A 21,898-nucleotide genomic window follows, 5' to 3' on the forward strand; every position below is an offset into this window, starting at 1 on the left:
TTTCTCGTCTGCGGCGGTGCTTAGAAGGCCTGGACGATGGAGTAGATGATGGTTGCTAGGGCGACGAGGCCCATGAAGAAGACGAAGTAGTTGGAAGCCTTGCCCTTGTAGCGCTTCAGTGCCGGAACCTTGTGGATGGCGACCATTGGGATGATGAAGAGCATGATGGCAATCGTCGGGCCACACAGGGTTTCAATCATGCCCAGGATGGATGGGTCAGCCCAGGCGACGAGCCAAGCGGTGACCAGCATGAAGATGAGGGTGATGGTATCGAGCTTGTGGGCGGACTCTGCGTCGTCCTTGCTTGCGTTCTTGCTGCCCTTGATGACGAGACCCTCGAAGCCTTCGGCTGCGCCGAGGTAGTGGCCGAGGAAGGACTTAGCAACTGCAATCATGGCGATGATTGGGGCAATCCACTGGATAAGTGGGTTATCGAAGTGGTTGGCCAGGTAGGACAGGATGGTGATGTTTTGTGCCTTAGCGTCTGCCATGTCAGCCGGGGAGAGGCTCAGAGCGCAGGAGAAGACGAAGAACATGACCACGACGACCATGAGGATTTCTGCGCGGAGCAAGGTCTTGCGGGACTTGGCCTCGGCGAACTTGCCGTAGGTCTGGCGGCGGTCAACGGCGAAGGAGGAAATCATCGGGGAGTGGTTGAAGGAGAAGACCATAACCGGAACCAGCAGCATCAGGGTAACGCCCATGCTGTGGCCAGAAGCCTCGCGAGCAACGTTGAGGTCGAAGGAATCAAAGAGCGCGGTATTCCACTTCGGGATGAGGTAAAGGGAAAGTAGAACCAGGATGCCGATGAATGGGTAGACCAAGTAGGACATGACGTGAACTACGACGTCCTTGCCCATGCGGACGATTAGGATGAGGCCGCCCACCAGCAGTAGGGAGGTAAGCCAGCGGTCCGGCGGGGTGATTCCGAGCTGGTGCTCCAAGAAGGAGTTGACCGTGTTGGTGATGGTTACCGAGTAAACCAGCAGGATGGGGTAGACCGACAGGAAGTACAGGATGTTCATCAGAACGCCGGCCTTCTTGCCAAAGTGTTCCTCGACGACGTCCGTGAGGTCACCGTCTGGCTTGGAGCTAGAAAGTACCAAGCGGGTCATCCCGCGGTGAGCCCAGTAGGTCATGGGCAGTGCTACCACCGTCATGATGAGCAGCGGGATGATGCCGCCGATACCGGCGTTGATGGGGAGGAAGAGGACGCCGGCGCCGATTGCGGTGCCGAACAGGGAGAGCATCCATACGGTGTCTTCCTTATTCCACTTCGGTGCACCCTTCTGGCCATCAAACGGAGTGTCAATGCCAGGGGCTGGTGCGGATTCTTTGGAGGAGGGAGCTGCCTTGGAGGTCTTGAGGTCCTCAGGCATCTCAGCCTGGTTTTCTGGGTGCTGGGCTTTGTTGCGCCGCTTGATTGAGTGGGACATTTTCTTTCCTACATCTAGTTGGTCGGCCGAAGCGTTTGGGCTTCTGCAACCATGATTGAGAAAATCTTTCTCACTCAATTTTGCGTTTGTAGGACTTTGAGAAACTGTCTCTCATCCTGCATATCCAGCCCTTTTGCTTCGCTGTGCCTTCAGTATAGAACAAAATCTTGCAGAGTGATAATAAATTATTGCACTGCGAGTAGGGCATTTATCACTCTCTGAGGATTTGCATTCCGTAGCGCTTTATGGCTTGCTCGACACAAAATCTAAAAAAGTGGTTTAAGTCACGAAATCGTTTGTAAAAGGGCCTGCTTAACACGATTTTCAGTTCTCGTGGGGCGGAAATAGAGGGTGCGGGCTAGGTCTCTACTAAGACGGTGAAAGGTCCTTCGTTCACAGAGGAAACGCGCATTTTAGCCCCGAATTGGCCTGTTTCAACTGATACGCCGCGTTCCCTGAGGTTCGTAATAATCGCCGCGATGACCGGTTCGGCTTCGGGGCCTGGAGCGGCATCCGCCCACGAAGGGCGCCGCCCTTTGGCAGTGCGGCCGTACAAAGTAAATTGGCTCACCACAAGCACAGGCGCTCCGGCATCAATGACTGACACCTCGCCATCAAGAATGCGCAGTTCTGCAATCTTGCGTGCCATCTTCTCAGCGCGGGGACGCCAATCATCCATATCCTCGCGCGAGACCCCAATTAGAGCGAGAAGGCCACCGGTTTCGGGGCAATCGATGGCACCCACGGTTTCTCCATCGACGGTTACTGTGGCCTCCGATACCCGAGTCAAAACTGCGCGCATGGTTTACTTCTCCTTATATAACGAGTGGGGGGACAGTGTGGATCTAGCTGAGGTCCGGCGAATCGGTATCCAAGAGGAGATCAGCTGGGATAAGCAGGCCATGTCGGACCATATCGATCACGGCGGGTAGAGCAGCAGTAGTAAGTTCTGCTTCGTCGAATCCGTGCGCCGCCGCATACAGGCCAATGGTTTCTTCCAGGTTCAAGCCCTGTGGGTTGAGTCCGGCGACTATGGCTGCGATGTGTTCATCTACTTCGTGGCTCCAGCGCGGACCGTCGGTGCGAGTAAGGCGTAGAGCGGCTCGTGTAAAGCCCTGGCCCAATTGCCCATCTGGGGTGCTGATATCTTCGCGTGCCAGCCCTGGGCGTACGTGGAAGTGCTTTCCCTGTAGCTCGCCGGGTACAAGGTCGCGCAACCACGCCACACGGGCAAAAAATTCTTCTACTTCAGGTCCAAGTGGGTCGCTAAAGGTCTGCGGCATATCTTCGGCCAAGATATCGGCAGGTTCATCGTCGCCGATGCGTTGGATAGCGACAAATCCAAAGCCAATGCCATTGACCTCATGTTGCTGGAAATGTTCCAGCCAGGCGCGTGAGCGTTCTTGTCCTTCAGACGAGCGTACATCCAGGGATTCGTCCTCGAGCCAGGTGGACACATAGAGTGCGGGATCGGCTACGTCGCGCTGAATGATCCAGGCGGCAATTCCTTTGTCCGGCAGCCAGGAAGCAACGCGTTGCTGCCAGGTCTCGCCGCTGGTGTGTACCCAAGCGGCCAGAAGGTGAGCAGTTCCGCCAGGGGTTAGGTGGTCGGCGGCCCGAGAGACAACCAGCTCGCTGGCACCGTCCAGATTTAACCCGGAATCGCGGTAGACGTGGCCAACTTCGGGAAGACCAACGACAAAAGGTGGGTTAGCTACGAGGCGGTCAAAGCGGCGGCCGGCTACGGGGTCGAACCACGAACCTTGCAGCAATTCCACTTTCTTGCTTTCGCCAGTAGCGGCGATGGTAGCCTCGGCCAACTCCAACGCACGCTCATGCACGTCGGTGGCGGTAATCTTTTCAGCGCAATCGAGCTGCCCCAGCAATTGAACGCCCGAGCCAGTGCCTAGGTCTAAGAGGCTGCCCACTGGGCTTACTGGCGTGGATTGCAGCAGCGAAAGGCTTGCCGCACCAACGCCAAGCACATGGTCTGGGCCGGGTACGTGGTCGACCAAGGAGGCGTCGACGTCGGAGAAGATGAGACGGTTGGCGCCAACGATGATGTGGGGGCGGATATCGAGGGCAATGTAGGCCTTGCCATGGGCGTCGGCAAGCGCAACATTGGCATCCAGCAACTGGGTAGCCAGGCGCGCACCTACCGCCTCGCCTAAAAGCGTCGCCGGTAGGTGTTCATGCAGGAGGAAGAAGCGGATCAATAGATCCAATTGAGATTCGCTGTGCGCGGCGAGCGCAACTGGTGCGGGTTCGCCGCGGAAGAGGGCCTCGGTAACTTCCGGACCTAGGTGCCCGGCTATGCCATCGGTAGTAAAACCGGCGGCGGTAAAGACATCGGAAAGCTCTTCGGCCAGCTTGGCTAGCGCGGTGGCATCAAAGTCGGGGCCAAAAGCGGTCGTCATGAAAGCAGGAATCCTTTACTTTTCTTCGTGATCGATGATGTCGTGGTGTGCCTCAATAGGTCGGGCGGTGCCGCCGGATACCTGTGGGGCGTGGGCTTGGTTATAAAGCTGCCGGTTCATGGCTGGCTTGTACACGTTTTTCTCGCGCTTATCCTTCTTTTCACCTCGGCCGTTGCCAATCACCACTGCTATCCAAGGGAGGGGAAACGTCACGCCCACAATGATGGCGGCTAGAAGCCACCAATGCATATAGAGGAAAAAGCCGGCGATGAGCAGGGAAGGAACGCGCAAAAACTGGAAGAGTCCGTACCGAATTTCGCGGCGCTTGCGGTCCTGGCCAGGCGTGAGCTTGGCATCTGTGATGAGATAGCGCTCTTTTTTGCCAAACAACCTAGACTCGGCTCCCCTCGTGCGCGTCGGCGTTCCCTCGATAAGGGGAGAGGGGCGCAGCGGCTGGCGTGCATGACGTGTACATGTTCTCCAAGGGTAGCTGCCTGACTCGCAAAGTTCGATGCCGATGCGGCAAAATGGAGTGCGTGACTACGACTACGAAGACAATTGAACGGCCAGATATTCGTGAAGACACTTCGACGACGGATAATGACACGCCGAAGTTCTTCCACTACGTCAAAAAGGATCACATCCTCGATTCCGCGGTGAACGGCAAGTATGTCGTTGCGCTGTGCGGCGAAACATTCCCGGTGACCAAGCAGGCAAAGCCGGGTTCTCCGGTGTGCCCCGATTGTGAGCGTGTGTATAAGGGTCTGCGCCGCAAGTGAGGACTTTTAAGAAGACTAACCTTCGCGCCTGGCAGCAATCCGCCCTCGATAAATTCCTCGCCACTAAGCCGCAAGACTTCATGGCGGTGGCGACCCCAGGCGCCGGTAAAACTACCTTCGCGCTGCGTATCGCGACGGAACTTATGGAAGACCGTACTGTCGAGCGCGTAATCGTGGTGGTGCCTACCGAACACCTCAAGACCCAGTGGTCTAGCGCTGCCGCACGCGTAGGTCTGGCTCTAGATCCGGCGTTTAGCAATTCCTCCGCCGTCAATCCTTCTATGGACGGCATTGTGGTGACCTATGCGCAGGTGGGCATGCATCCCTTTAAGCACCGCGCGGTTGCCTCTGCTCGGCGCACGTTGGTGATTTTGGATGAGATCCACCATGCCGGCGACGCTAAGAGCTGGGGCGATGGCGTCAAGGAAGCCTATGACGATGTCAATCACCGCCTGGCCTTGACCGGTACGCCTTTCCGCTCCGACGACTCGCCCATTCCATTCGTCCAGTACGTGGACGATGGGGAGGGGCACAAGGTATCCCGCTCGGACCATACCTATGGCTATGGCGATGCGCTTGCCGACGGCGTCGTGCGCCCCGTTGTCTTTCTTTCTTACTCTGGCGAAGCCCGCTGGCGCGATTCGGCCGGTGAGGAACATGCAGCCCGTTTGGGCGACATTATGAATGCGGAGCAAACCGCCCGAGCGTGGCGCACCGCTTTGGACCCCAAGGGCGAGTGGATTCCTGCGGTGCTGCAGGCGGCGCATACCCGCCTGATGCAAATGCGGCGCAATATGCCGGATGCCGGCGGCCTGGTGCTGGCTTCGGATACGACGACTGCACGCGCGTATGCCAAGATCCTCAAACAGCTTTCTAATACGCCAGTGTCGGTGATTTTGTCTGATGATCCGGGCTCCTCGGACCGTATTCAGGAGTTTTCTGAGTCCACCGATGAGTGGATGGTGGCAGTCCGCATGGTGTCCGAGGGCGTCGACGTCCCGCGCCTAGCGGTGGGCGTTTATGCTACCTCGGCATCGACCCCGCTCTTTTTCGCCCAGGCCATCGGCCGCTTCGTGCGCTCGCGCATGCCGGGCGAGACGGCATCGGTTTTCCTTCCTTCGGTTCCTGTCCTGCTGGGCTTGGCCGAAAATATGGAAAAGTCCCGCGACCACGTCTTGGGTGAAGAAAAGCCCGACAAGGAAGGCTGGGATGACGATCTGCTAGAGCAGGCGAATCAGAAAAAGACCGAACCAGACATGCTGGAGAAGTCTTATGAGTCGCTTGGTGCTGAAGCAGAGTTTTCGGGACTGCTCTACAACGGTTCTCAGTTCAATACCGGGGATATGACCACCGATGAGGAAGCAGACTTCCTTGGCATTCCCGGGCTACTTGATGCGGACCAAGTCAAAGATTTGCTGCGCAAGAAGCAATCCGAGGAAATGGACCGGCGCGAAGCGGAGGAAAAGGCGCGACGTGCCGCTGAGGCGGAGGAAGCTCACCGCCGCAAGCTCTACGGCATGGACTATGCGCCGGCCTCACGGAAGAAGTCTATGGAGTCTGAGTCCAGCGACACCGGAGTTGTCGATGAGCTAGGCCAGCTGCGCAAAGAGCTCAATACGGTCGTCTCCATCGCTGCCCAGCGCTCGGGCCGCCCTCATGGTGCTATCCATACCGAGGTGCGCAAGGCCTGTGGCGGCCCGCCCACCGCGCTGTGCAATGCCGAGCAGCTGCGCGAGCGCATCGAATACCTGCGCAAGTGGTAGAACGGCCATGGTGGTTAGGGCGGATTCTAGTGGTCGTGGAAACACGTCTTATGTTTCGGTTGAGTTTATCAGTGCGGCCATTTTCTCGGCTGGTGTTTGAAAGCCCAGGGTTTTGCGGGGGCGGCGGTTGAGTTGCATGGCGACGAATTCTAGGTCGGCTGCACTATGGACGCTTAGGTCTGTTCCTTTAGGGAAGTACTGCCTTAGTAGTCCATTGGTGTTTTCATTGGTGCCTCGCTGCCACGGCGAACCAGGATCGCAGAAGAACACGGGACAGTTTGTAGCTACAGAAAAGGCCTTATGGCAGGCCATTTCACTTCCCTGATCCCAGGTAAGTGATCCTTTGAGATGGTCTGGCAAGGTAGCAATCGCTTTAGTAAGTGCTTCATTTACTTCGGTAGCACTATGCCCATGAGGTAGATGCAGCAAGATGACATAGCGCGTGGTTCGCTCTACTAGCGTGCCAATTGCAGACTTATTACCTGCGCCTAAGATGAGGTCGCCTTCCCAATGACCTGGTACTGCTCGGTCGTCTACTTCTGCTGGCCGGTCGGAAATCATCACCATAGGGTCAACAAACCGCTTGCGGGCACTGCGCGTGCCACGAGGTCGACGTTGGGCGTGACCGCGCCGCAGTGCAGCAGCGACTTCCTTTTTCAACTCGCCTTTAGCCTGGAAATACAAAGACTGATAAATCGTTTCAGGACACACGTACATAGTCTCATCACCGGGATAGCGACTGCGCAACCTCCCAGAAATCTGCTCTGGCGAGTACCTATCTTTTACCATTTCCCAGATCACCGTGCGCAAGCGTGGATTGGCATCAATCTTGCGCTTTTTCGGTCTAAACCTACGCAACACCGATTTACGGTGCGCATGCGTGGGAAGATACACCCCAAATTCATCCCGGTTGCGTTTAAGCTCCTTGCTGATAGTGCCAGCAGAGCGCTGAAGACGCCGAGCTATCTCGCGTACACCTTTGCCTTGCCGGTCAAGATCAAAGATGAGCTCGCGCTCTTCTACCGACAAATAGCGCGAAGAAATACGCCTATCGATACGCTCTTGCGGAATAACCTGGACTGGAACTGCTTGGCGACCATCAACGTACTCAATTACCTGCATAAGCCTGTTATACAGCGCCACATCCGGGCCAGCCGGGACAAAAGGCACACGCCCCGCAGAAAGCTTGATGACACCTTTGTCCATATCAGCAGCATCACGCGGATGAATGCCACAGGCTAAAGCGGCATCTTTGCGCCCTAAAGCATTTACACGCAGTTGCAGATAACTACACCGGCGAGTTGTTGCCGCAGCTTTGCGGCCATGTGGATTGCGCTTCCACAAACCAAGCTCAATACCGATGCGATATACCGGAGAAGAGCCTATAGAAAGCTGGCGCGCAATATCCATCGGTGCCACACCTTCCAGCCACAACCGAGCTATTTCCTGACTGTCAGCCGAGCTAATACGCCTACAGCGCTTGCGCGGCAAGTCCAACTCACCAGCCAGCCGATAAGCTACCGACTCTGGTAAACAAACCACCCCAGCAGCCGCCCGTATTGAACTACCAGCCCGAACCAACGACGCAAACCGCGCCACAACAGCAGAATCCGGAACCCATTTCGACTCCACACAATCACCTAACCCATGTCAGGTGTTTCCACGACCGCTAGAAATCAAGTAGAGAGTAGTTACACAGAAAGCCCGCACCGAAATTGGTGCGGGCTTTCTACGTTTCTGCAGCTGCAGCGATTAGTCGAGGTAGTCGCGCAGAACCTGCGAACGAGATGGGTGGCGCAGCTTCGACATCGTCTTGGACTCGATCTGGCGAATACGCTCGCGGGTCACTCCGTAGACTTGGCCAATCTCGTCTAAAGTGCGCGGCATACCGTCGGTCAAGCCGAAGCGGAGGCGAACCACGCCGGCTTCACGCTCGGACAGGGTAGTCAGCACGTCTTGCAGCTGATCCTGCAGCAAGGTGAAGGAGACGGCGTCGACCGCAATGACGGCCTCGGAGTCCTCGATGAAGTCACCCAACTGGGAGTCGCCTTCGTCACCGATGGTCTGATCCAAGGAAATGGGCTCGCGGGCGTACTGCTGGATTTCGAGCACCTTCTCCTCGGTGATATCCATCTCCTTCGCCAGCTCCTGCGGGGTAGGCTCGCGGCCCAAGTCCTGCAAGAGCTCGCGCTGGATGCGGCCCAGCTTGTTGATGACCTCCACCATGTGCACTGGGATGCGGATGGTACGAGCTTGGTCAGCCATGGCGCGGGTAATGGCCTGGCGGATCCACCAGGTGGCGTAAGTGGAGAACTTATAGCCCTTGGTGTAATCGAACTTCTCCACCGCGCGAATAAGACCCAAGTTGCCTTCCTGAATGAGATCCAAGAAAGCCATGCCACGGCCGGTGTAGCGCTTCGCCAAGGAAACCACCAGACGCAGGTTGGCCTCCAGAAGGTGGTTCTTGGCCTTGCGGCCATCGCGGGCGATGCTGCGCAGGTCGCGCTTTTCCATGGGGGAGAGCTTGGCGGCCTTATCGCCTTCGGCGCGGGCCTTTTCCATCTCATCCATGCGGTGCTGTGCGTACAGGCCAGCCTCGATGCGCTTGGCCAGGGAAACCTCTTGCTCGGCGTTGAGCAGGGCGACCTTACCAATCTGCTTGAGGTAGGCGCGGACGGAGTCGGCAGAGGCGGTTAGCTGCGCATCCTTGCGTGCCTGACGCAGCGCAGCGGACTCTTCCTCGTCCCAGACGGAAGAGGAGTCTTCCTCTTCTTCCTCATCGTCGTCGTCCAAATCCTCTTCGAGGTCATCGTCCTCGAGGTCTTCGCCAGCGTCGAAGTCATCATCGTCTTCGATGTCCGCATTGGTGGGATCGAAGTCGACGTCTTCGTCGTGCTCGTCCTCCTCGAGCTCCTCTTCTGCTTCCGGCTGTGCCTGCTTTTCGGACTCGGCTGGGGATTCCTGCTTCTTTGCCGCGGATTTGCGGACCGTCTTCTTAGTGGCCTTTTTGGCAGACTTCTTAGTGGTCTTCTTGGCCGACTTTTTGGCGGTCTTCTTCGCAGTCTTCTTGGCTGTTTTCTTAGCGGTCTTTTTGGCCGTCTTCTTAGCCGTCTTTTTCGCGGTTTTCTTTGCCGTCTTCTTGGCGGTCTTCTTTGCAGGAGTAGATGCCTCAGCGGCGTTTTCGCCCTCGCCGAGTGCCTGGTCTGAAGATTCAGTGGCTGCCACGTACGCCCTTTCGACTAACTTCTTGATTGAAACAGCTCAGTGCGCCCTAGTGGGGCGCTCGTGCATCAGTGTGATGTTAACGCGTTGTGGCCTTAAGCAGGCCAGACACGCCCTAGAGCTATTTAACTTAGGATCGACCGCCCAGTATAGAGGATCTTTCCAATCTGCCGGTGGATAGGGTCACCTGCAGTGCGTAAATACTACGGTTTCAAACCGTCTACCGCCGCCATCGCAGCTCCGACAATTCCCGCGCGATTGCGCAGTTGTGCAGGCATGACGGGGGTTTCAATATCAAGGTGTGGGCCCCACTTTTCAAACTTGCGGGAAATCCCACCCCCAATGAGGAAGGCCTGCGGGTTAAAGAGCTTTTCATACTCCGCGAGGACCTTGTTGAGTCGCTTAGTCCACTGCTTGTATTTGAGTTCCTCGCGGTCCTTCACGGCCGAGGACGCAATTTTCTCAGCCTCGTCATCGCCCACCGTGAGGTGCCCCAGTTCGGTATTAGGGAACAACTGGCCGTCCAGGAAGAAGGCCGAGCCGATACCGGTGCCGAGGGTTAGGAAGATAACGGAGCCCTGCTTGGCGATGTCCTCTCCGTAGGCAACCTCGGCTAGTCCCGCCGCGTCGGCGTCGTTAAGCACGGCAAAATCCGCATCCAGGTAGTCCGCGAAGAGCTCTGTGGCGTTGACCCCAATCCAGTCCTTGGAAATATTTGCCGCAGTCTCGACTTCCTGGTTGCGAACCACGGAAGGCAGGGTGATGCCAACGGGGCCGTCCCACTGTTTTTCCTGCACGATGTGGGCTACCACCTTGGCAACATCGTGCGGCGTAGATGGCTGTGGGGTGGCGATCTTCATGCGTTCACCCACGAATTCGCCGGTGGCAAGGTCCACCTCAGCGCCTTTAATGCCGGAGCCGCCGATATCGATGCCGAAGGAATGGCCAGAAAGAGTAGTCATGCCCGATAGTCTAGAAGAAGGCACAATAGTTGGCATGACTGAGCAGATCGATTTTCTCCACTTGCGGGATTTTGCCGTTTCTACCGCCACGCGGGCTGCGGAATTAATTACTGCGCGGCGCGCAGAACTCGTAGCAGGCGACGGCATCGCGGCGCATACTCACACCAAGTCCAGCGACGTAGATCCAGTAACGGAGGTCGATACCGCGACAGAGGAGTTCATTGCCACCACCATCCGCACCCAACGCCCCGGGGACGGAATCTTTGGCGAAGAAGGCGCCAATGTGGAATCGACGAGTGGTGTTACCTGGATTGTCGATCCGATTGACGGCACCGTGAATTTCCTCTACGGGGTGCCGGACTACGCCGTATCCATTGGTGCAGAATACCAAGGGCACCTCGTAGCTGGCGCGGTGGTCAACGTAGCACGCGGGCGCACCTATGCTGCCGCAGCCGGCCAAGGCGCCACGGTCACCGGCCCAGACGGAATTGAGCACGCACTGCGGTGTGGCCAGACACAAGATCCTGCGTTGGCCTTGGTAGCCACCGGCTTTGGCTACGAAGCTGACCGGCGAGCAGCCCAAGCCGAGCTCCTTACCAAGCTCCTGCCTAATGTGCGTGATATTCGCCGCATCGGCGCTGCCGCGCTCGACCTATGCAGGGTGGCAGAGGGAACCGTTGATGCCTACTTTGAGCACGGCATCAATGCGTGGGATTTCGCTGCTGGGGCAATCATTGCTCGCGAGGCAGGTGCGGTAGTGCGCCATCCAAGCTTTGATAAAGGCTCCGCTGACGGTGAACTTACCTGGGCCGCGGGGGCAGATTTGGCCCCCGCATTCGAAAAGCTTTTAGCAGCGCACAGGGCCACGGACGTGCTGCGGGGGTAATAGTTTCCCACGCCGGCAAGCGGTGAGATGACATCGAGCCATTTGTGCTTTACTATGCGCGATCGATAAATACCCATTCCTTAAAGCAACTTGACCATTAGGGGCGTGCATTATGGCCACCGATTATGACGCACCGCGCCGGCGCGCGGAAGATGAACTCGAAACTGACTCTCTAGAAGGACTCAAAGCCGCTGAGGGCGATAACAACGGCATGGACGATGACGGAGAAATCGTCGAAGCCTTCCAGCCGCCATCAGTAGACCTCACGGGCGAGGAGCTTAATGTTGAGGTAGTTCCACGTCAGGAAAATGAGTTTACCTGCGGCTCGTGTTTCCTGGTGCAGTCCAATAAGCGTTACTCCCACGAAGAGGACGGCCAGCCAATCTGCAAGGATTGCGCCTAAAGGAATACGCAGCAGAAACGAAACCCCGCACTTGGCAATTTTCTACGTGCCGAGTGCGGGGTTTGCTGTTGCAGCCACCACATTCTCTGTGGTGTGCGAAGTCAATAAAGATTAGTGCTGTTCCGGAACGAAAGCGTGGAGCAAAGCCTCCGGATCCTTCGAGGCGATGAGCCAATAAGGAGTATCGTCCTCTGGATCATTGAGCACCATCATGGCGTGCTCATCCACCCAAGCGTGGGAGACCAAAAACGCCGCGGGATCGAACTGCGGGCCCAGGGCATTGCGCCGCGCAGATTTGGGAACGGTGATAGACCGCGAGACGACGTCGTTAGGCAATTGGGCATCTTTGACCGTGAGCCAACGCGTTCCGTCCGGGTCGCGCTCTACCTTGATGACTGTATTGGACCAGGTAATAAGTACCCACACGGCGATAGCACCAAGGAGGATCGCGGGAATAATGGTCCACCACATGGAGCGATTGAGGCCAGCGGTAGCGGAAGTAAGCCCCACGATGGCGGCTGCAAAAAGCCAAAAATACCAAGGGACCCATTGGCGTTCGCGGTAGAGCACCTGAGGAGCCACCGTGCCCTGTGCCGAAGCGGCGCTTGACGGTGCCGGAGTTGCGGAAGTAGCAGATGTATCAGACACGTCTAGTCAGTCTAGACCACACGCGCCGCAGAATGAACCTTCCAAGGCAGGTAGGATTGGCCAGGTGACTGACTCGATTCCGCATTCTCAACCAGAAAGCCCCTTTGGGGACGTTAAAGTCAAGCGCCTGGATAAGGAGCTTCCGTTGCCGCACCGCGCCCACCGTGGTGACGCCGGTGCGGACCTCTATGCAGCTGAAGCTCTTACCCTGCAACCCGGCGAGCGCGCCCTCGTCGGCACCGGGATTGCTATTGCGCTGCCACTAGGAACGGTCGGTTTAATTCACCCGCGCTCCGGACTAGCCGCCAAGCAAGGGCTTTCCATTGTCAATACCCCGGGCACGGTAGATGCCGATTACCGCGGGGAGATCAAGGTCTGCCTCATCAATCACGACCGGCGCACTCCCATTGAGATCGAACGCGGAATGCGCATCGCTCAGCTCGTGGTCCAGCGCGTAGAGCTGGTGGGGTTTGCTGAGGTTGCAGAATTGGATGACACCGTCCGCGGAGCCGGCGGCTATGGCTCTACCGGTGCGTAGTTCAAGCAGTAGAGACTCAACGAAACTTTTAGAAAGGACGTAGCACCCATGGGAATCTGGCCCTTTGGCAAGAAGAACGACGAAGAAAAGAAGGCTCAGGAAAAGCCTGCAGCACAAAGCGAAAAGTCGGCGGACCCCACGTCCGCGGATGCGGAGGCGCAGGAGACCTATGCTCCAGTAGGCGACACCGCAGCAGATGCCGCGGCGGCTTCTGGCAATGAACCCCGCGAATTCGCCCATGATGCCATCAATGGCCAGACTGGCCCCTTTGATGGCGACTCCGTCGATATCGAGACCTTCGATTTCAGCGACTTTTCCATTGGCGTATTAGATCTGGGGTCCCTGCGTATCCCCCTGCCAAAGGAATCCCAGGTACAAGTGGAAATGGGCGAACAAGGCCCACGAATGCTGCACATCGTGACCAAGGTAGGCCGAATTACTCCCGTAGCCTTTGCCGCCCCACGTAAGCCGGGCCAGTGGGCAGAATCCGTGGAGGAAATCAAGGAGGGCATGAGCCGCGACGGACTTACCGTTACTACCGAGCCAGGCCCTTGGGGTGCTGAGGTCGTGGGCAAGAACGACAACGGTCAGGTCCGCGTTATCGGCGCAGATGGTCCGCGCTGGATGCTGCGCATGACCCTGGCCGCGCCGGCCGGTTTGGAAGCAGACCTAGCAGACATGGCCCGCGAGGTTGCTGCCCGTACCTTCGTCTACCGCGGGGAAGACCCCATCCTGGCGGGAAATGCTTTGCCGGTCATCATGCCCGAGCAGCTCGTAGAGCAGGTCAAGCAGGCAATGGACCAGCGCCAGCAAGAACAGCGGGCAGCCGCTAATGCTCAACACCACCCAGAAAACGGCGGGGGCGGCCCCGACCCTGCGGCAGAAGCAGAGGCGGAGCAACACTTGCGCGATTTGGGCGGTACCCCACAACAGGGTGAGAATGGATCGTCCCCGCAGAATCCCGATGAGGGCTCTGCACCTGATTCCAAGAACTAGGCAAAGCAGTAAACCACGTGACACATTCTTCCTCGCCGCAACCTTCCCCGGACGCTAAGAACCTGGACTCTGAGGAGTCTGCTGCCGAACCCACCCTGCTGGAGCAGATGGGTGGCATATCAGGGCTCGTGTCGGCCACCTTGCCGGTCATTGTGCTGATTCCTGTCAATAATTTCTTTGGGCTGGGGCCAGCCTTGGCGGCGGCGCTCGGCGTGGCCGTTGTTATTGCACTCTGGAGGGTTGTCCGTAAAGAGACCCTGCAGCCGGCCATATCGGGTCTGCTGGGAGTGGCTCTTTGCGCTGCCATCGCCTGGTTTACCGGTGACGCCAAAGGGTATTTCTTGTACGGCATCTGGATGTCGTTGGCACTGTGCATTGCCGCGGTACTATCAATCCTTTTTCGATGGCCCGCTGTGGGTGTCATCTGGAAGGGGATCAATGGCGAGGAAATGCAGTGGCAAAAGGTTCCAGAGGCGCGCCGGGCTTATGCCATCGCTACTGGTGGGTGGGCGGTCATCTTCCTGGCCCGTTTTGTTGTTCAGCGCGCCATTTATGATGCGGATGCAACCACGGCCTTAGGGGTGACCCGAATCCTGATGGGGTGGCCATTGACGCTTCTAGTTACGGCGCTGACCGTGTGGATGGTGCGCCGCGCGGATGCAGCCGTTGACGCAGCGGCGGGCGCAGGTGAGCACACTAACGCAGAACGAGAACAAAAGTCTGAGGCAGAAAATGACTGAATCAACGATGAGCCGTGGCGATAGTCTTGAGGTCACCATTGACCGCATGGCGCACGGCGGGGAAGGAATTGGCCAGGCGCCGGATGGGCGAGTGGTATTCGTCCCTCGCGCTTTTCCTGGCGACGTCGTAAAAGCTACGGCCGGCCGTATAAAGAAGTCGTTCATTAAGGCAGAGCTGGAAAGCGTACTAAGCCCTGGGGCGTTGCGCGTTCCTTCGTCATGTCCTGCGGCCGCGCAAGGAGCAGGCTGCTGTGATTTCGCCGAGCTGGATCCCGCGGCCGAAACCGGAATCAAGGCAGAGATCTTGTCGGAACAGCTGCGCCGCACCGGCGTTGTCACCGGCGAGGAACTGAAAATTGAGCAGCACACCCTAGAGCCGGTTCGGGGATGGCGCACGCGGGTGAGGTGGGGCGTCGACAAGCAAGGGCGCGCCGGAACCCGTCAGCGTCGGTCCAATGAGCTTGTTACGGGCGCTGCGTGTACGCAGCTGGCTCCGGGATTGGCAGAGGGGCTCGTTGGAGAGGACGCGCGCCGGTTTACCCCAGGTGCTGAGATCATCGCTGTTCTTGATGGCGAGGGCAACCGCCACGTGGTAGAAACCCGCAAGGCCCCGCGCGGGCGCCGTGTGGAGACCATCCGTGAGGTAATAGAAGGCAGCGGCAAGGTGCACGAGCATGTCGACGGGCGGACGTTTAGCTTTCCTGCTACCGCCTTCTGGCAGGCCCACAGCCACGCACCAGCCGCGTATACCGATCTGATAGCGGAGTGGCTCGGGGGCCGCGAGTACCAAGAGCACACCGGCTGGGATCTCTACGGTGGCGTTGGCCTCTTCGTTCCAGTATTGGCCCACGCCGTGCAGGGCAAGGTTATCTCCGTGGATTACTCACCGGCGGCTACGGCCGGGGAACAGGCCAGCCTGGCGGACTGCGACGTGGAAGTAAAATCAGCGAAGGTCGAACACGTCGCCGCACAGCTTCCCAAGCCTGGCGCTGTAGTCCTTGATCCGCCGCGCACCGGAGCAGGGGAGGACGTGATTCGTTCTGTGGCGGCAGCTGCACCCCAGGCGGTCGTTCACGTGGGATGTGACCCCGCCACCCTCGCGCGCGACTTGGGATACTGGAACCAGCACGGATACGGAATAGAAAAGATGGCACTCATTAACGCGTTCCCCGGAACGCACCACTTTGAAACGATTGCTCTCATTACCCCTGCCTAATGAGCCTTTAAAGCTCCGAGGCGGGGTGCGGCACGTTGCCGCGCCGTTCTCGGAACATTGACCGATATAATATTCACCGCCCGCCGCGGGTACGGTAGAAAAGAAGAACTAAGCACAGAAGGAGTTGAAGGCCGCTCCATGACTATCTTGGATACCATTAACTCGCCGCAGGACCTCAAAGCACTGTCTGCAGATAAGCTTGAGGAGCTGGCGGCAGAGATTCGGCAGCGCCTCATTGACAAGGTCTCCGTCACGGGCGGACATCTGGGGCCTAACTTGGGCGTGGTGGAACTGACTATTGCGTTGCACCGCGTATTTGATTCTCCGCGCGAGCCGATTATTTTTGACACTTCGCACCAGTCCTATGTGCATAAGATGTTGACTGGGCGCACGGATCAATTCGATACCTTGCGGCAAAAGGACGGCCTGTCGGGGTATACGGACCGCGGCGAATCCGAGCATGACTGGACCGAGTCCTCCCACGCTTCGGCGTCGCTGTCTACGGTCGATGGCTTGTCTAAGGCCTTCAAGATTCGCGGCGACGGTCACCGCAATGTCATCGGTGTCGTCGGCGATGGCGCCCTCACCGGCGGCATGTGCTGGGAGGCGTTAAACAATATCTCTGAGGATAAGAGGCGCAATGCGGTCATCGTGGTCAATGACAACGGCCGTAGCTATTCGCCCACTATCGGTGGCATTTCCGAAAACCTAGGCCGCATCCGCTCCCAGCACGGTTATGACGAGCTCATGGAACAGGGTAAGCGCCGCCTGAAGCAAATGGGATGGGTAGGCGAGCGTGCCTTTGATGCCTTGCACGCCATGAAGGAAGGCGTCAAGTCCACCGTCTTGCCTACCGAGATGTTTCCGGAACTGGGCATGAAGTACATCGGCCCCATCAACGGGCACGATATCGATAGCCTGGTGCATGCCCTGACTTATGCCCGCGATTATGACGGGCCCATCATCGTGCACGTGGTTACCGAAAAGGGCCACGGTTTTGCCCCGGCCGTCAATGAGCCGAAGGACCAGATGCACTCCACCGGTGCTATCGATCCGGTCACCGGTGTGGCTAAGGGCACCAAGCAACCTGGCTGGACGGCCGCCTTCTCAGAGGAGCTGGTAGCCGCTGCCGAAAAGCGCGATGACATCGTGGCCATTACCGCTGCTATGGCCGGTCCTACTGGGCTCGCTCCCTTTCAAGAGCGCTTCCCAGAGCGATTCTTTGATGTGGGAATTGCCGAGCAGCACGCAATGACCTCTGCCTCTGGTCTGGCGCTTGGCGGGATGCACCCCGTCGTGGCGGTGTATTCCACCTTCTTAAACCGCGCCGTGGATCAGGTCATTATGGATATTGCGCTGCTAAAGCTGCCGGTAACCATCGTGCTTGACCGCTCTGGGGTTACCGGTTCCGATGGCGCTTCGCACAATGGCGTGTGGGATATGGCGCTCATGAGCATTGTGCCAGGAATGCATATTGCCGCCCCGCGCGATGGCGCGCGCCTGCGGGAGCTCTTCCGGGAGTCTCTAGAGATTGAATCTGGCCCGTCCGTAGTCCGCTTCCCTAAGGGCAATCTGCTGCCGGATATGGAAGCGGTGGATACGTTGGGCGATGGTGTAGACATCCTGCACTATGGCGAAGCCGATGCCGGCGAGGACACCCCTGAGGTGCTCATCGTTTCCATCGGCGCCATGTCCGCTCGCAGCATCGAGGCTGCAAAGCTGCTCGGCGAGCAGGGCGTGAACGTTACCGTTATTGACCCGCGTTGGGTAGCGCCGGTGGCAAGCTCTGTGGTGGCTCTCGCCGCTGACCACGACTTGGTGGTTACTGCAGAAGACGGCCTTGTACGCGGCGGTATTGGTTCCATGATTTCGGAGGCCCTCAGCGCAGCTGAGGTCGATACTCCTGTGCGCCGACTCGGCGTTCCGGGTTACTTCCCTAAGCACGGCTCCCGCGGCGAGGTTTTGGAAGAATTTGGGCTAACGCCGGAGCTTATGGCGGCGTCGATAAGCGAGTGGCTAGAAAACCTCACTGCTGATGCCAACGCGCGAGGAGAAGAGAACTAAATCTAGCCTGCTAAATATTCCTAGAAAAGACCGTCCACGATAATCGGGGCGGTCATTTCTATTTGCCATTCGCGCGCGCCCTCTGCGCGGAGGAAGGCAGCGACGTCGCCTGGCTGGCGAATGGCGCCGGCGACTGAATCAGGTCCGCGGTGGCGCTTATCGGCGCGCACACCTACCTTCGCCCATACCGCTGCACGCAAAGCGGCAGGGCGGATGAGGAGTTCGGATGGCATACCGAATTCAGTGGCGAGATCGGCGATGTCCGCGCGGATAGTTTGGTATGTCTCCCATAGGTCCGGGTAGTCCTTGGCCCAGATGGTTTTGGAAGGAACCGGTTGTGGGGCGCGATGGACGCGAGGCCGCTGCTGCGGGGGAACGGCGCGCGCCTGGTGAAGCACAGCCAGCCACCGGGCGGTCGCGCCCTTGCGCCGGCGGGGAAATCCCTTGACTCGGGTAAGATCGCTGGCGGTGGTGGGAAGGGCGCGCGCAATTTCTACCAGCGTCTTATTCGCTAATACCCGGCCGGGCGCAGTGTCCGTGCGCCGAGCGATAGCGTCACGCTTAAACCACAGCGCTCGAGCAGCAGCGAGCTGGCTGCCGCTGCGCAAACTGGAGATGCCCTTCAGATCGCGCCACGTGTGCGGCTGGGGAGCGAAGTCTCCGGAATGTTCTTGGACTATGGCGGAAAATTCCTCTAAAGCCCAGTCCATCTTGTCTTGTTCGGCCAGAATGTCGCGCAGGGCTTCGGCTAGCTCGAGGAGCAGTTCCACATCGAGCGCAGCGTATGCCTTGAGTTCCTCGCTCAGCTGCGGGGTGGACCAGTCGGCGTCGCCGTAGCCCTTTTCCAATTCGACGTCAAAAAGCTCTGCGACCATACGTGCTGTCAAGGGGTGAATGCGCCACTTCGACCGGGAGGTAGTTGTGACGCGTTGGACTCCGAAGGATGTTAAGGATGCTGCTGTTGAGCGCGTGGTGGCAGGCGAGGCAGTTAGCCTGGTCGCGCGTGATGTGGNCCGTGCTGTCAAGGGGTGAATGCGCCACTTCGACCGGGAGGTAGTTGTGACGCGTTGGACTCCGAAGGATGTTAAGGATGCTGCTGTTGAGCGCGTGGTGGCAGGCGAGGCAGTTAGCCTGGTCGCGCGTGATGTGGGTGTAGGCCCCGAATCGGTTTACGGTTGGTTGAGGGTAAGAGGTGTCGAACCTCCAGGCAGGCGTGCGAGTCGTTTGCGTGATCCGTTTGTCCGTGAGGCTGTTGGGTTGGTGCGTGCAGGTATGTCGATCAGTCAAGCAGCACAGACTGTTGGAATATCGACTGGCTTGCTTCACAGCAGGTTAAAGAAAGCTGGTGTAATCGAAGTGCGGCCTAGACGCGCCCACTTGTCACCTGATAAACGTGCCCAGGCCGTGGAGCGAGTGCTTGCTGGTGAGAGCTGTCAGACAGTGGCTGATGCTATCGGTGTGCATCCTTCTACCGTGTATGGGTGGATAAGGAAGCAGCGGTATGCGAAGTTACGCCGGCAGCGACATCGTCGAACGCCTGATGAGGCGGTGGTGTCTTTGCCAGATACAGGCAAGAAGCTGGGTAAAGATTCTGTTATGCCAGCACCGATGAAAACTCAAGCCGTTGATGGATTTCCTAGCGGCGTATTCGACAAACACGCCTTAGTAGGGCGTGGTCGCAGGCTTACTGTTGAAGACCGTGTTGCTATTGAAGCGGGATGTCGTGTCGGTGATTCGGCACGAGCCATCGCGCAGAAAATAAATAGGCACCACAGTGTCGTCGCTCGTGAAATCACCCGTAATGGTTGGAAGATCGTCGATGAGGACGGCACAGAGCAGCTGCGGTATAACGCCCACAACGCTGCTGTTTCTACTGCTGGTCGGATGGTGCGGCCAAAACTACGCAAGCTCGATGAAAGCCCAACGCTTCGGGGTGTAGTAGTCGATTGCCTTGCCCGCAGGTGGTCACCTGGGCGCATTAGTGCATGGCTTGAGCATGCTTTCAGCGATGATGAAAGCATGCGTATTTCCCACGAAGCGATCTACAGTGCCTTATACATTCAAGGCAAAGGCAGCCTGCGAGCCGAGCTTGAAGAAGTCATGAAGACTAAAGACGTACTTATCCGCGGCGGCTCAACACGCAAGCGTCGTGCCCGAAACGCTGGCGTGTTAACCGGTCGCCCTTGGATCAAAGGTGCTGAGATCACCCACCGCAGCCCGGAAGCTGATGACAGGGCTATTCCCGGGCACTGGGAGGGCGACCTTGTTATTGGTAAAGGTGGCAAAAGCGCGCTGATTACCCTAGTAGAGCGCACCAGCCGTTACACCCTGCTTGGACACCTTCCCGATGAGCACAGTTCACACACCGTGGTCGCAACCCTGCAGGACATGGTCAAAGACCTCAACACCGAGCAGCTAAAGACCATCACATGGGACCAAGGCGCAGAAATGGCTGTCACAGCACAAGTCCAGATTAAAGACGGCTGCCAGGTGTTTTTCTGTGAACCGCACTCACCGTGGCAGAGACCAACCAACGAGAACACCAACGGCGAGATCAGGCGCAGGTTCTACAAAAAGGGCACCGACTTTGCCACCGTCACACCCGAACATGTCGCGTGGGTGCAAAATGAGCTCAACGAAACACCCCGACAAATCCTCGGCGGCGCAACCCCACGTGAAATACTTAACGAACTATTCAAGCGTGGCGCATCCACCGCTTGATTCCGCCATAGTGCCCAGATTGGGCCGTTCAAATCCCGCGAGCCGCGCCGCCAGTTCCGTGTCAAAGATGGAGCCAGGAAAAAGACCGAGCCACCCGAGACAAGGCAAATCCGAATGGGCGGCGTGAAGAATCCATACCGTGCCGTTGAGCACTGGGGCAAGGGCGGCCGTGAGCTCCTCGCGGTGGCCCTCAGGGGCAAAAAGCATCGTGCCCGCGCCGCGGCGGCGAATTTGCACTACGAAGGCGCGATCATCATAGCGATAGCCGGAGGCGCGCTCGGTATCGATGGCAAAGGGGCCCGTACCCGCGGCTAGGCGGGCTGCGGCAGCGGTGAATTCCTCCGGGCTGGCAAGAACCGGCGGGATGCCCTCGAGTGGCCGGCTGCGCAATTCTGGCATATTAGCGGCCGAGCTCGGTGACGCCCTCAGGGGGAAGTCCGGCAACGTTGGCCAATACCTGGGCAAAAGCCTGGACGTGGGGTGCGAGGTCGAGGCCTTCGGCAGTCCACGAAGCACGCATTTCGATTTGATAGGCGCGCGGTGGGCCGCCAATCTCGCCAAAACGCACGGACGCAGTGGAAGTGACGGTGCCGCCCAAATTGGTGTGGCCGGCACCCTCCTTTTCTAAGCCTTCGTTGAGCCATTGCCACGCCACATCGGGCAAGAGCGGATCGCCGGCTACGGCGTCGTCCATATCGGCCTGAATATACGCCACAAGGCGCATGGCACCCTCCCAAGCTTCCTCAGCGCCCGGATCGTGGAGCAGGATGAGGCGACCAAAGGCGTCGCCCTCTGCATCGGTGGGCACGATGTCTGGGGTGTCTTCGTTTCCCACTTCGAGGCCGATTGCGTGGCTAAACGGCGCAAGGCGTTGCGGTGGGCGAATGGAGCCTAGGGTTATCTCAGGGCGCAGGTCGGCCGCGTGCATGGACTCCACTGCTTGGGTGAAAGCGGCGGGGGTAGCTGGCTCGTGGCTTTCCGCCTGCCCGTGCAAAGGGGTAGGGGCGGAGGCCTCGGCGCTGCGTGGGGTGGTCGATTCGGAATTGCTCACGACGTTCAAGCTATAGTTTCGCGGCCTCTAGCTGGGGGAGGCGCGCCGATGCGTGG

At 58.3% G+C, this 21,898-nt stretch carries 20 protein-coding genes and 3 pseudogenes; 11 read left to right on the top strand and 12 right to left on the bottom strand.

What is annotated here, in order from left to right:
* Window positions 1–20 precede the first annotated feature (20 nt).
* The 4 genes from LG376_RS08635 to LG376_RS08650 all read right to left on the bottom strand — a co-directional run bounded on the left by LG376_RS08635 (window position 21) and on the right by LG376_RS08650 (window position 4,243).
* The gene (locus LG376_RS08635) at window positions 21–1,436 is read right to left on the bottom strand and encodes an HAAAP family serine/threonine permease (RefSeq protein ID WP_225746854.1); all 1,416 of its coding nucleotides are present in this window, start codon (window positions 1,434–1,436) and stop codon (window positions 21–23) included.
* A gap of 358 nt (window positions 1,437–1,794) precedes the next feature.
* Window positions 1,795–2,238, bottom strand: coding sequence for a D-aminoacyl-tRNA deacylase (gene dtd, locus LG376_RS08640; protein WP_225746855.1), 444 nt, complete (start codon window positions 2,236–2,238; stop codon window positions 1,795–1,797).
* A gap of 43 nt (window positions 2,239–2,281) precedes the next feature.
* Entirely contained in the window at window positions 2,282–3,853 is a 1,572-nt protein-coding gene (locus LG376_RS08645) for a class I SAM-dependent methyltransferase (RefSeq protein WP_225746856.1), read from the bottom strand.
* A 15-nt stretch (window positions 3,854–3,868) separates the two neighbouring features.
* Window positions 3,869–4,243, bottom strand: coding sequence for a DUF3099 domain-containing protein (locus tag LG376_RS08650; protein ID WP_225746857.1), 375 nt, complete (start codon window positions 4,241–4,243; stop codon window positions 3,869–3,871).
* A gap of 137 nt (window positions 4,244–4,380) precedes the next feature.
* On the opposite strand from LG376_RS08650, the gene LG376_RS08655 reads away from it, so the two are divergent.
* Both LG376_RS08655 and LG376_RS08660 read left to right on the top strand, forming a co-directional pair.
* The gene (locus LG376_RS08655) at window positions 4,381–4,632 is read left to right on the top strand and encodes a DUF3039 domain-containing protein (RefSeq protein ID WP_005325062.1); all 252 of its coding nucleotides are present in this window, start codon (window positions 4,381–4,383) and stop codon (window positions 4,630–4,632) included.
* Entirely contained in the window at window positions 4,629–6,395 is a 1,767-nt protein-coding gene (locus LG376_RS08660; RefSeq protein WP_225746858.1) for a DEAD/DEAH box helicase, read from the top strand. The genes LG376_RS08655 and LG376_RS08660 overlap by 4 nt, the downstream gene beginning before the upstream one ends.
* Window positions 6,396–6,443: 48 nt before the next feature.
* Here the strand turns inward: LG376_RS08660 and LG376_RS08665 are convergent, their stop codons facing one another.
* The 3 genes from LG376_RS08665 to ppgK all read right to left on the bottom strand — a co-directional run bounded on the left by LG376_RS08665 (window position 6,444) and on the right by ppgK (window position 10,579).
* A complete protein-coding gene (locus LG376_RS08665; protein ID WP_370633406.1) occupies window positions 6,444–7,517 on the bottom strand; it encodes an IS30 family transposase in 1,074 nt (357 codons plus the stop codon).
* 630 nt (window positions 7,518–8,147) lie between these two features.
* Window positions 8,148–9,620, bottom strand: coding sequence for an RNA polymerase sigma factor (locus LG376_RS08670; RefSeq protein WP_005325028.1), 1,473 nt, complete (start codon window positions 9,618–9,620; stop codon window positions 8,148–8,150).
* 200 nt (window positions 9,621–9,820) lie between these two features.
* Window positions 9,821–10,579 carry a polyphosphate--glucose phosphotransferase gene (gene ppgK / locus LG376_RS08675; protein ID WP_225746859.1) on the bottom strand — a complete coding sequence of 253 codons (759 nt, stop codon included), beginning with the start codon at window positions 10,577–10,579 and terminating at the stop codon, window positions 9,821–9,823.
* Here ppgK and LG376_RS08680 point away from each other — a divergent pair.
* Together LG376_RS08680 and LG376_RS08685 are read left to right on the top strand one after the other, a co-directional pair.
* Window positions 10,578–11,465 (top strand): inositol monophosphatase family protein, encoded by an 888-nt coding sequence (locus tag LG376_RS08680; protein ID WP_370633373.1) that lies wholly within the window; start codon window positions 10,578–10,580, stop codon window positions 11,463–11,465. The genes ppgK and LG376_RS08680 overlap by 2 nt on opposite strands.
* A gap of 112 nt (window positions 11,466–11,577) precedes the next feature.
* On the top strand, window positions 11,578–11,868 hold the full coding sequence (locus tag LG376_RS08685) for a DUF4193 domain-containing protein (protein WP_049377389.1): 291 nt from the start codon (window positions 11,578–11,580) through the stop codon (window positions 11,866–11,868).
* A 111-nt stretch (window positions 11,869–11,979) separates the two neighbouring features.
* Here the strand turns inward: LG376_RS08685 and LG376_RS08690 are convergent, their stop codons facing one another.
* On the bottom strand, window positions 11,980–12,516 hold the full coding sequence (locus LG376_RS08690; RefSeq protein WP_370633374.1) for a DUF3093 domain-containing protein: 537 nt from the start codon (window positions 12,514–12,516) through the stop codon (window positions 11,980–11,982).
* Window positions 12,517–12,580: 64 nt separating this feature from the next.
* On the opposite strand from LG376_RS08690, the gene dut reads away from it, so the two are divergent.
* The 5 genes from dut (at window position 12,581) to dxs (ending at window position 18,070) form a co-directional block, all read left to right on the top strand.
* Complete coding sequence (gene dut / locus LG376_RS08695; RefSeq protein ID WP_225746861.1) at window positions 12,581–13,054, top strand: dUTP diphosphatase; 474 nt, start codon at window positions 12,581–12,583, stop codon at window positions 13,052–13,054.
* Window positions 13,055–13,102: 48 nt separating this feature from the next.
* Complete coding sequence (locus LG376_RS08700; RefSeq protein WP_225746862.1) at window positions 13,103–14,050, top strand: DUF3710 domain-containing protein; 948 nt, start codon at window positions 13,103–13,105, stop codon at window positions 14,048–14,050.
* A gap of 17 nt (window positions 14,051–14,067) precedes the next feature.
* Window positions 14,068–14,790, top strand: coding sequence for a DUF3159 domain-containing protein (locus LG376_RS08705; RefSeq protein WP_370633375.1), 723 nt, complete (start codon window positions 14,068–14,070; stop codon window positions 14,788–14,790).
* The gene (locus tag LG376_RS08710) at window positions 14,783–16,006 is read left to right on the top strand and encodes a class I SAM-dependent RNA methyltransferase (protein ID WP_225746863.1); all 1,224 of its coding nucleotides are present in this window, start codon (window positions 14,783–14,785) and stop codon (window positions 16,004–16,006) included. Before LG376_RS08705 ends, LG376_RS08710 begins: the two co-directional genes overlap by 8 nt.
* A gap of 138 nt (window positions 16,007–16,144) precedes the next feature.
* Window positions 16,145–18,070 carry a 1-deoxy-D-xylulose-5-phosphate synthase gene (gene dxs, locus LG376_RS08715; protein WP_225746864.1) on the top strand — a complete coding sequence of 642 codons (1,926 nt, stop codon included), beginning with the start codon at window positions 16,145–16,147 and terminating at the stop codon, window positions 18,068–18,070.
* A 20-nt stretch (window positions 18,071–18,090) separates the two neighbouring features.
* Here the strand turns inward: dxs and LG376_RS08720 are convergent, their stop codons facing one another.
* Window positions 18,091–18,957, bottom strand: a complete 867-nt coding sequence (locus tag LG376_RS08720) for an HRDC domain-containing protein (protein WP_225746865.1) — start codon at window positions 18,955–18,957, stop codon at window positions 18,091–18,093.
* The gene (locus tag LG376_RS12690; protein ID WP_370633376.1) at window positions 18,926–19,396 is read right to left on the bottom strand and encodes a cytochrome c3 family protein; all 471 of its coding nucleotides are present in this window, start codon (window positions 19,394–19,396) and stop codon (window positions 18,926–18,928) included. The genes LG376_RS08720 and LG376_RS12690 overlap by 32 nt, the downstream gene beginning before the upstream one ends.
* Between LG376_RS12690 and LG376_RS08725 the strand changes: the two are divergent.
* Window positions 19,343–19,552, top strand: a pseudogene (locus LG376_RS08725) (helix-turn-helix domain-containing protein); the annotation flags it as partial. The gene LG376_RS12690 and the pseudogene LG376_RS08725 overlap by 54 nt on opposite strands.
* 19 nt (window positions 19,553–19,571) lie before the next feature.
* Window positions 19,572–20,791 (top strand): annotated as a pseudogene (locus LG376_RS08730) (IS30-like element IS1513 family transposase).
* Here the strand turns inward: LG376_RS08730 and LG376_RS08735 are convergent.
* Both LG376_RS08735 and LG376_RS08740 read right to left on the bottom strand, forming a co-directional pair.
* A pseudogene (locus LG376_RS08735) lies at window positions 20,792–21,190 on the bottom strand (ribonuclease D); the annotation flags it as partial. It lies immediately after the preceding pseudogene.
* A gap of 1 nt (window position 21,191) precedes the next feature.
* A complete protein-coding gene (locus tag LG376_RS08740) occupies window positions 21,192–21,851 on the bottom strand; it encodes a DUF3000 domain-containing protein (RefSeq protein ID WP_370633377.1) in 660 nt (219 codons plus the stop codon).
* Window positions 21,852–21,898 lie beyond the last annotated feature (47 nt).

The sequence above is a fragment of the Corynebacterium sp. Marseille-P4611 genome (assembly GCF_916618765.1).
GTDB lineage: Bacteria > Actinomycetota > Actinomycetes > Mycobacteriales > Mycobacteriaceae > Corynebacterium > Corynebacterium marquesiae.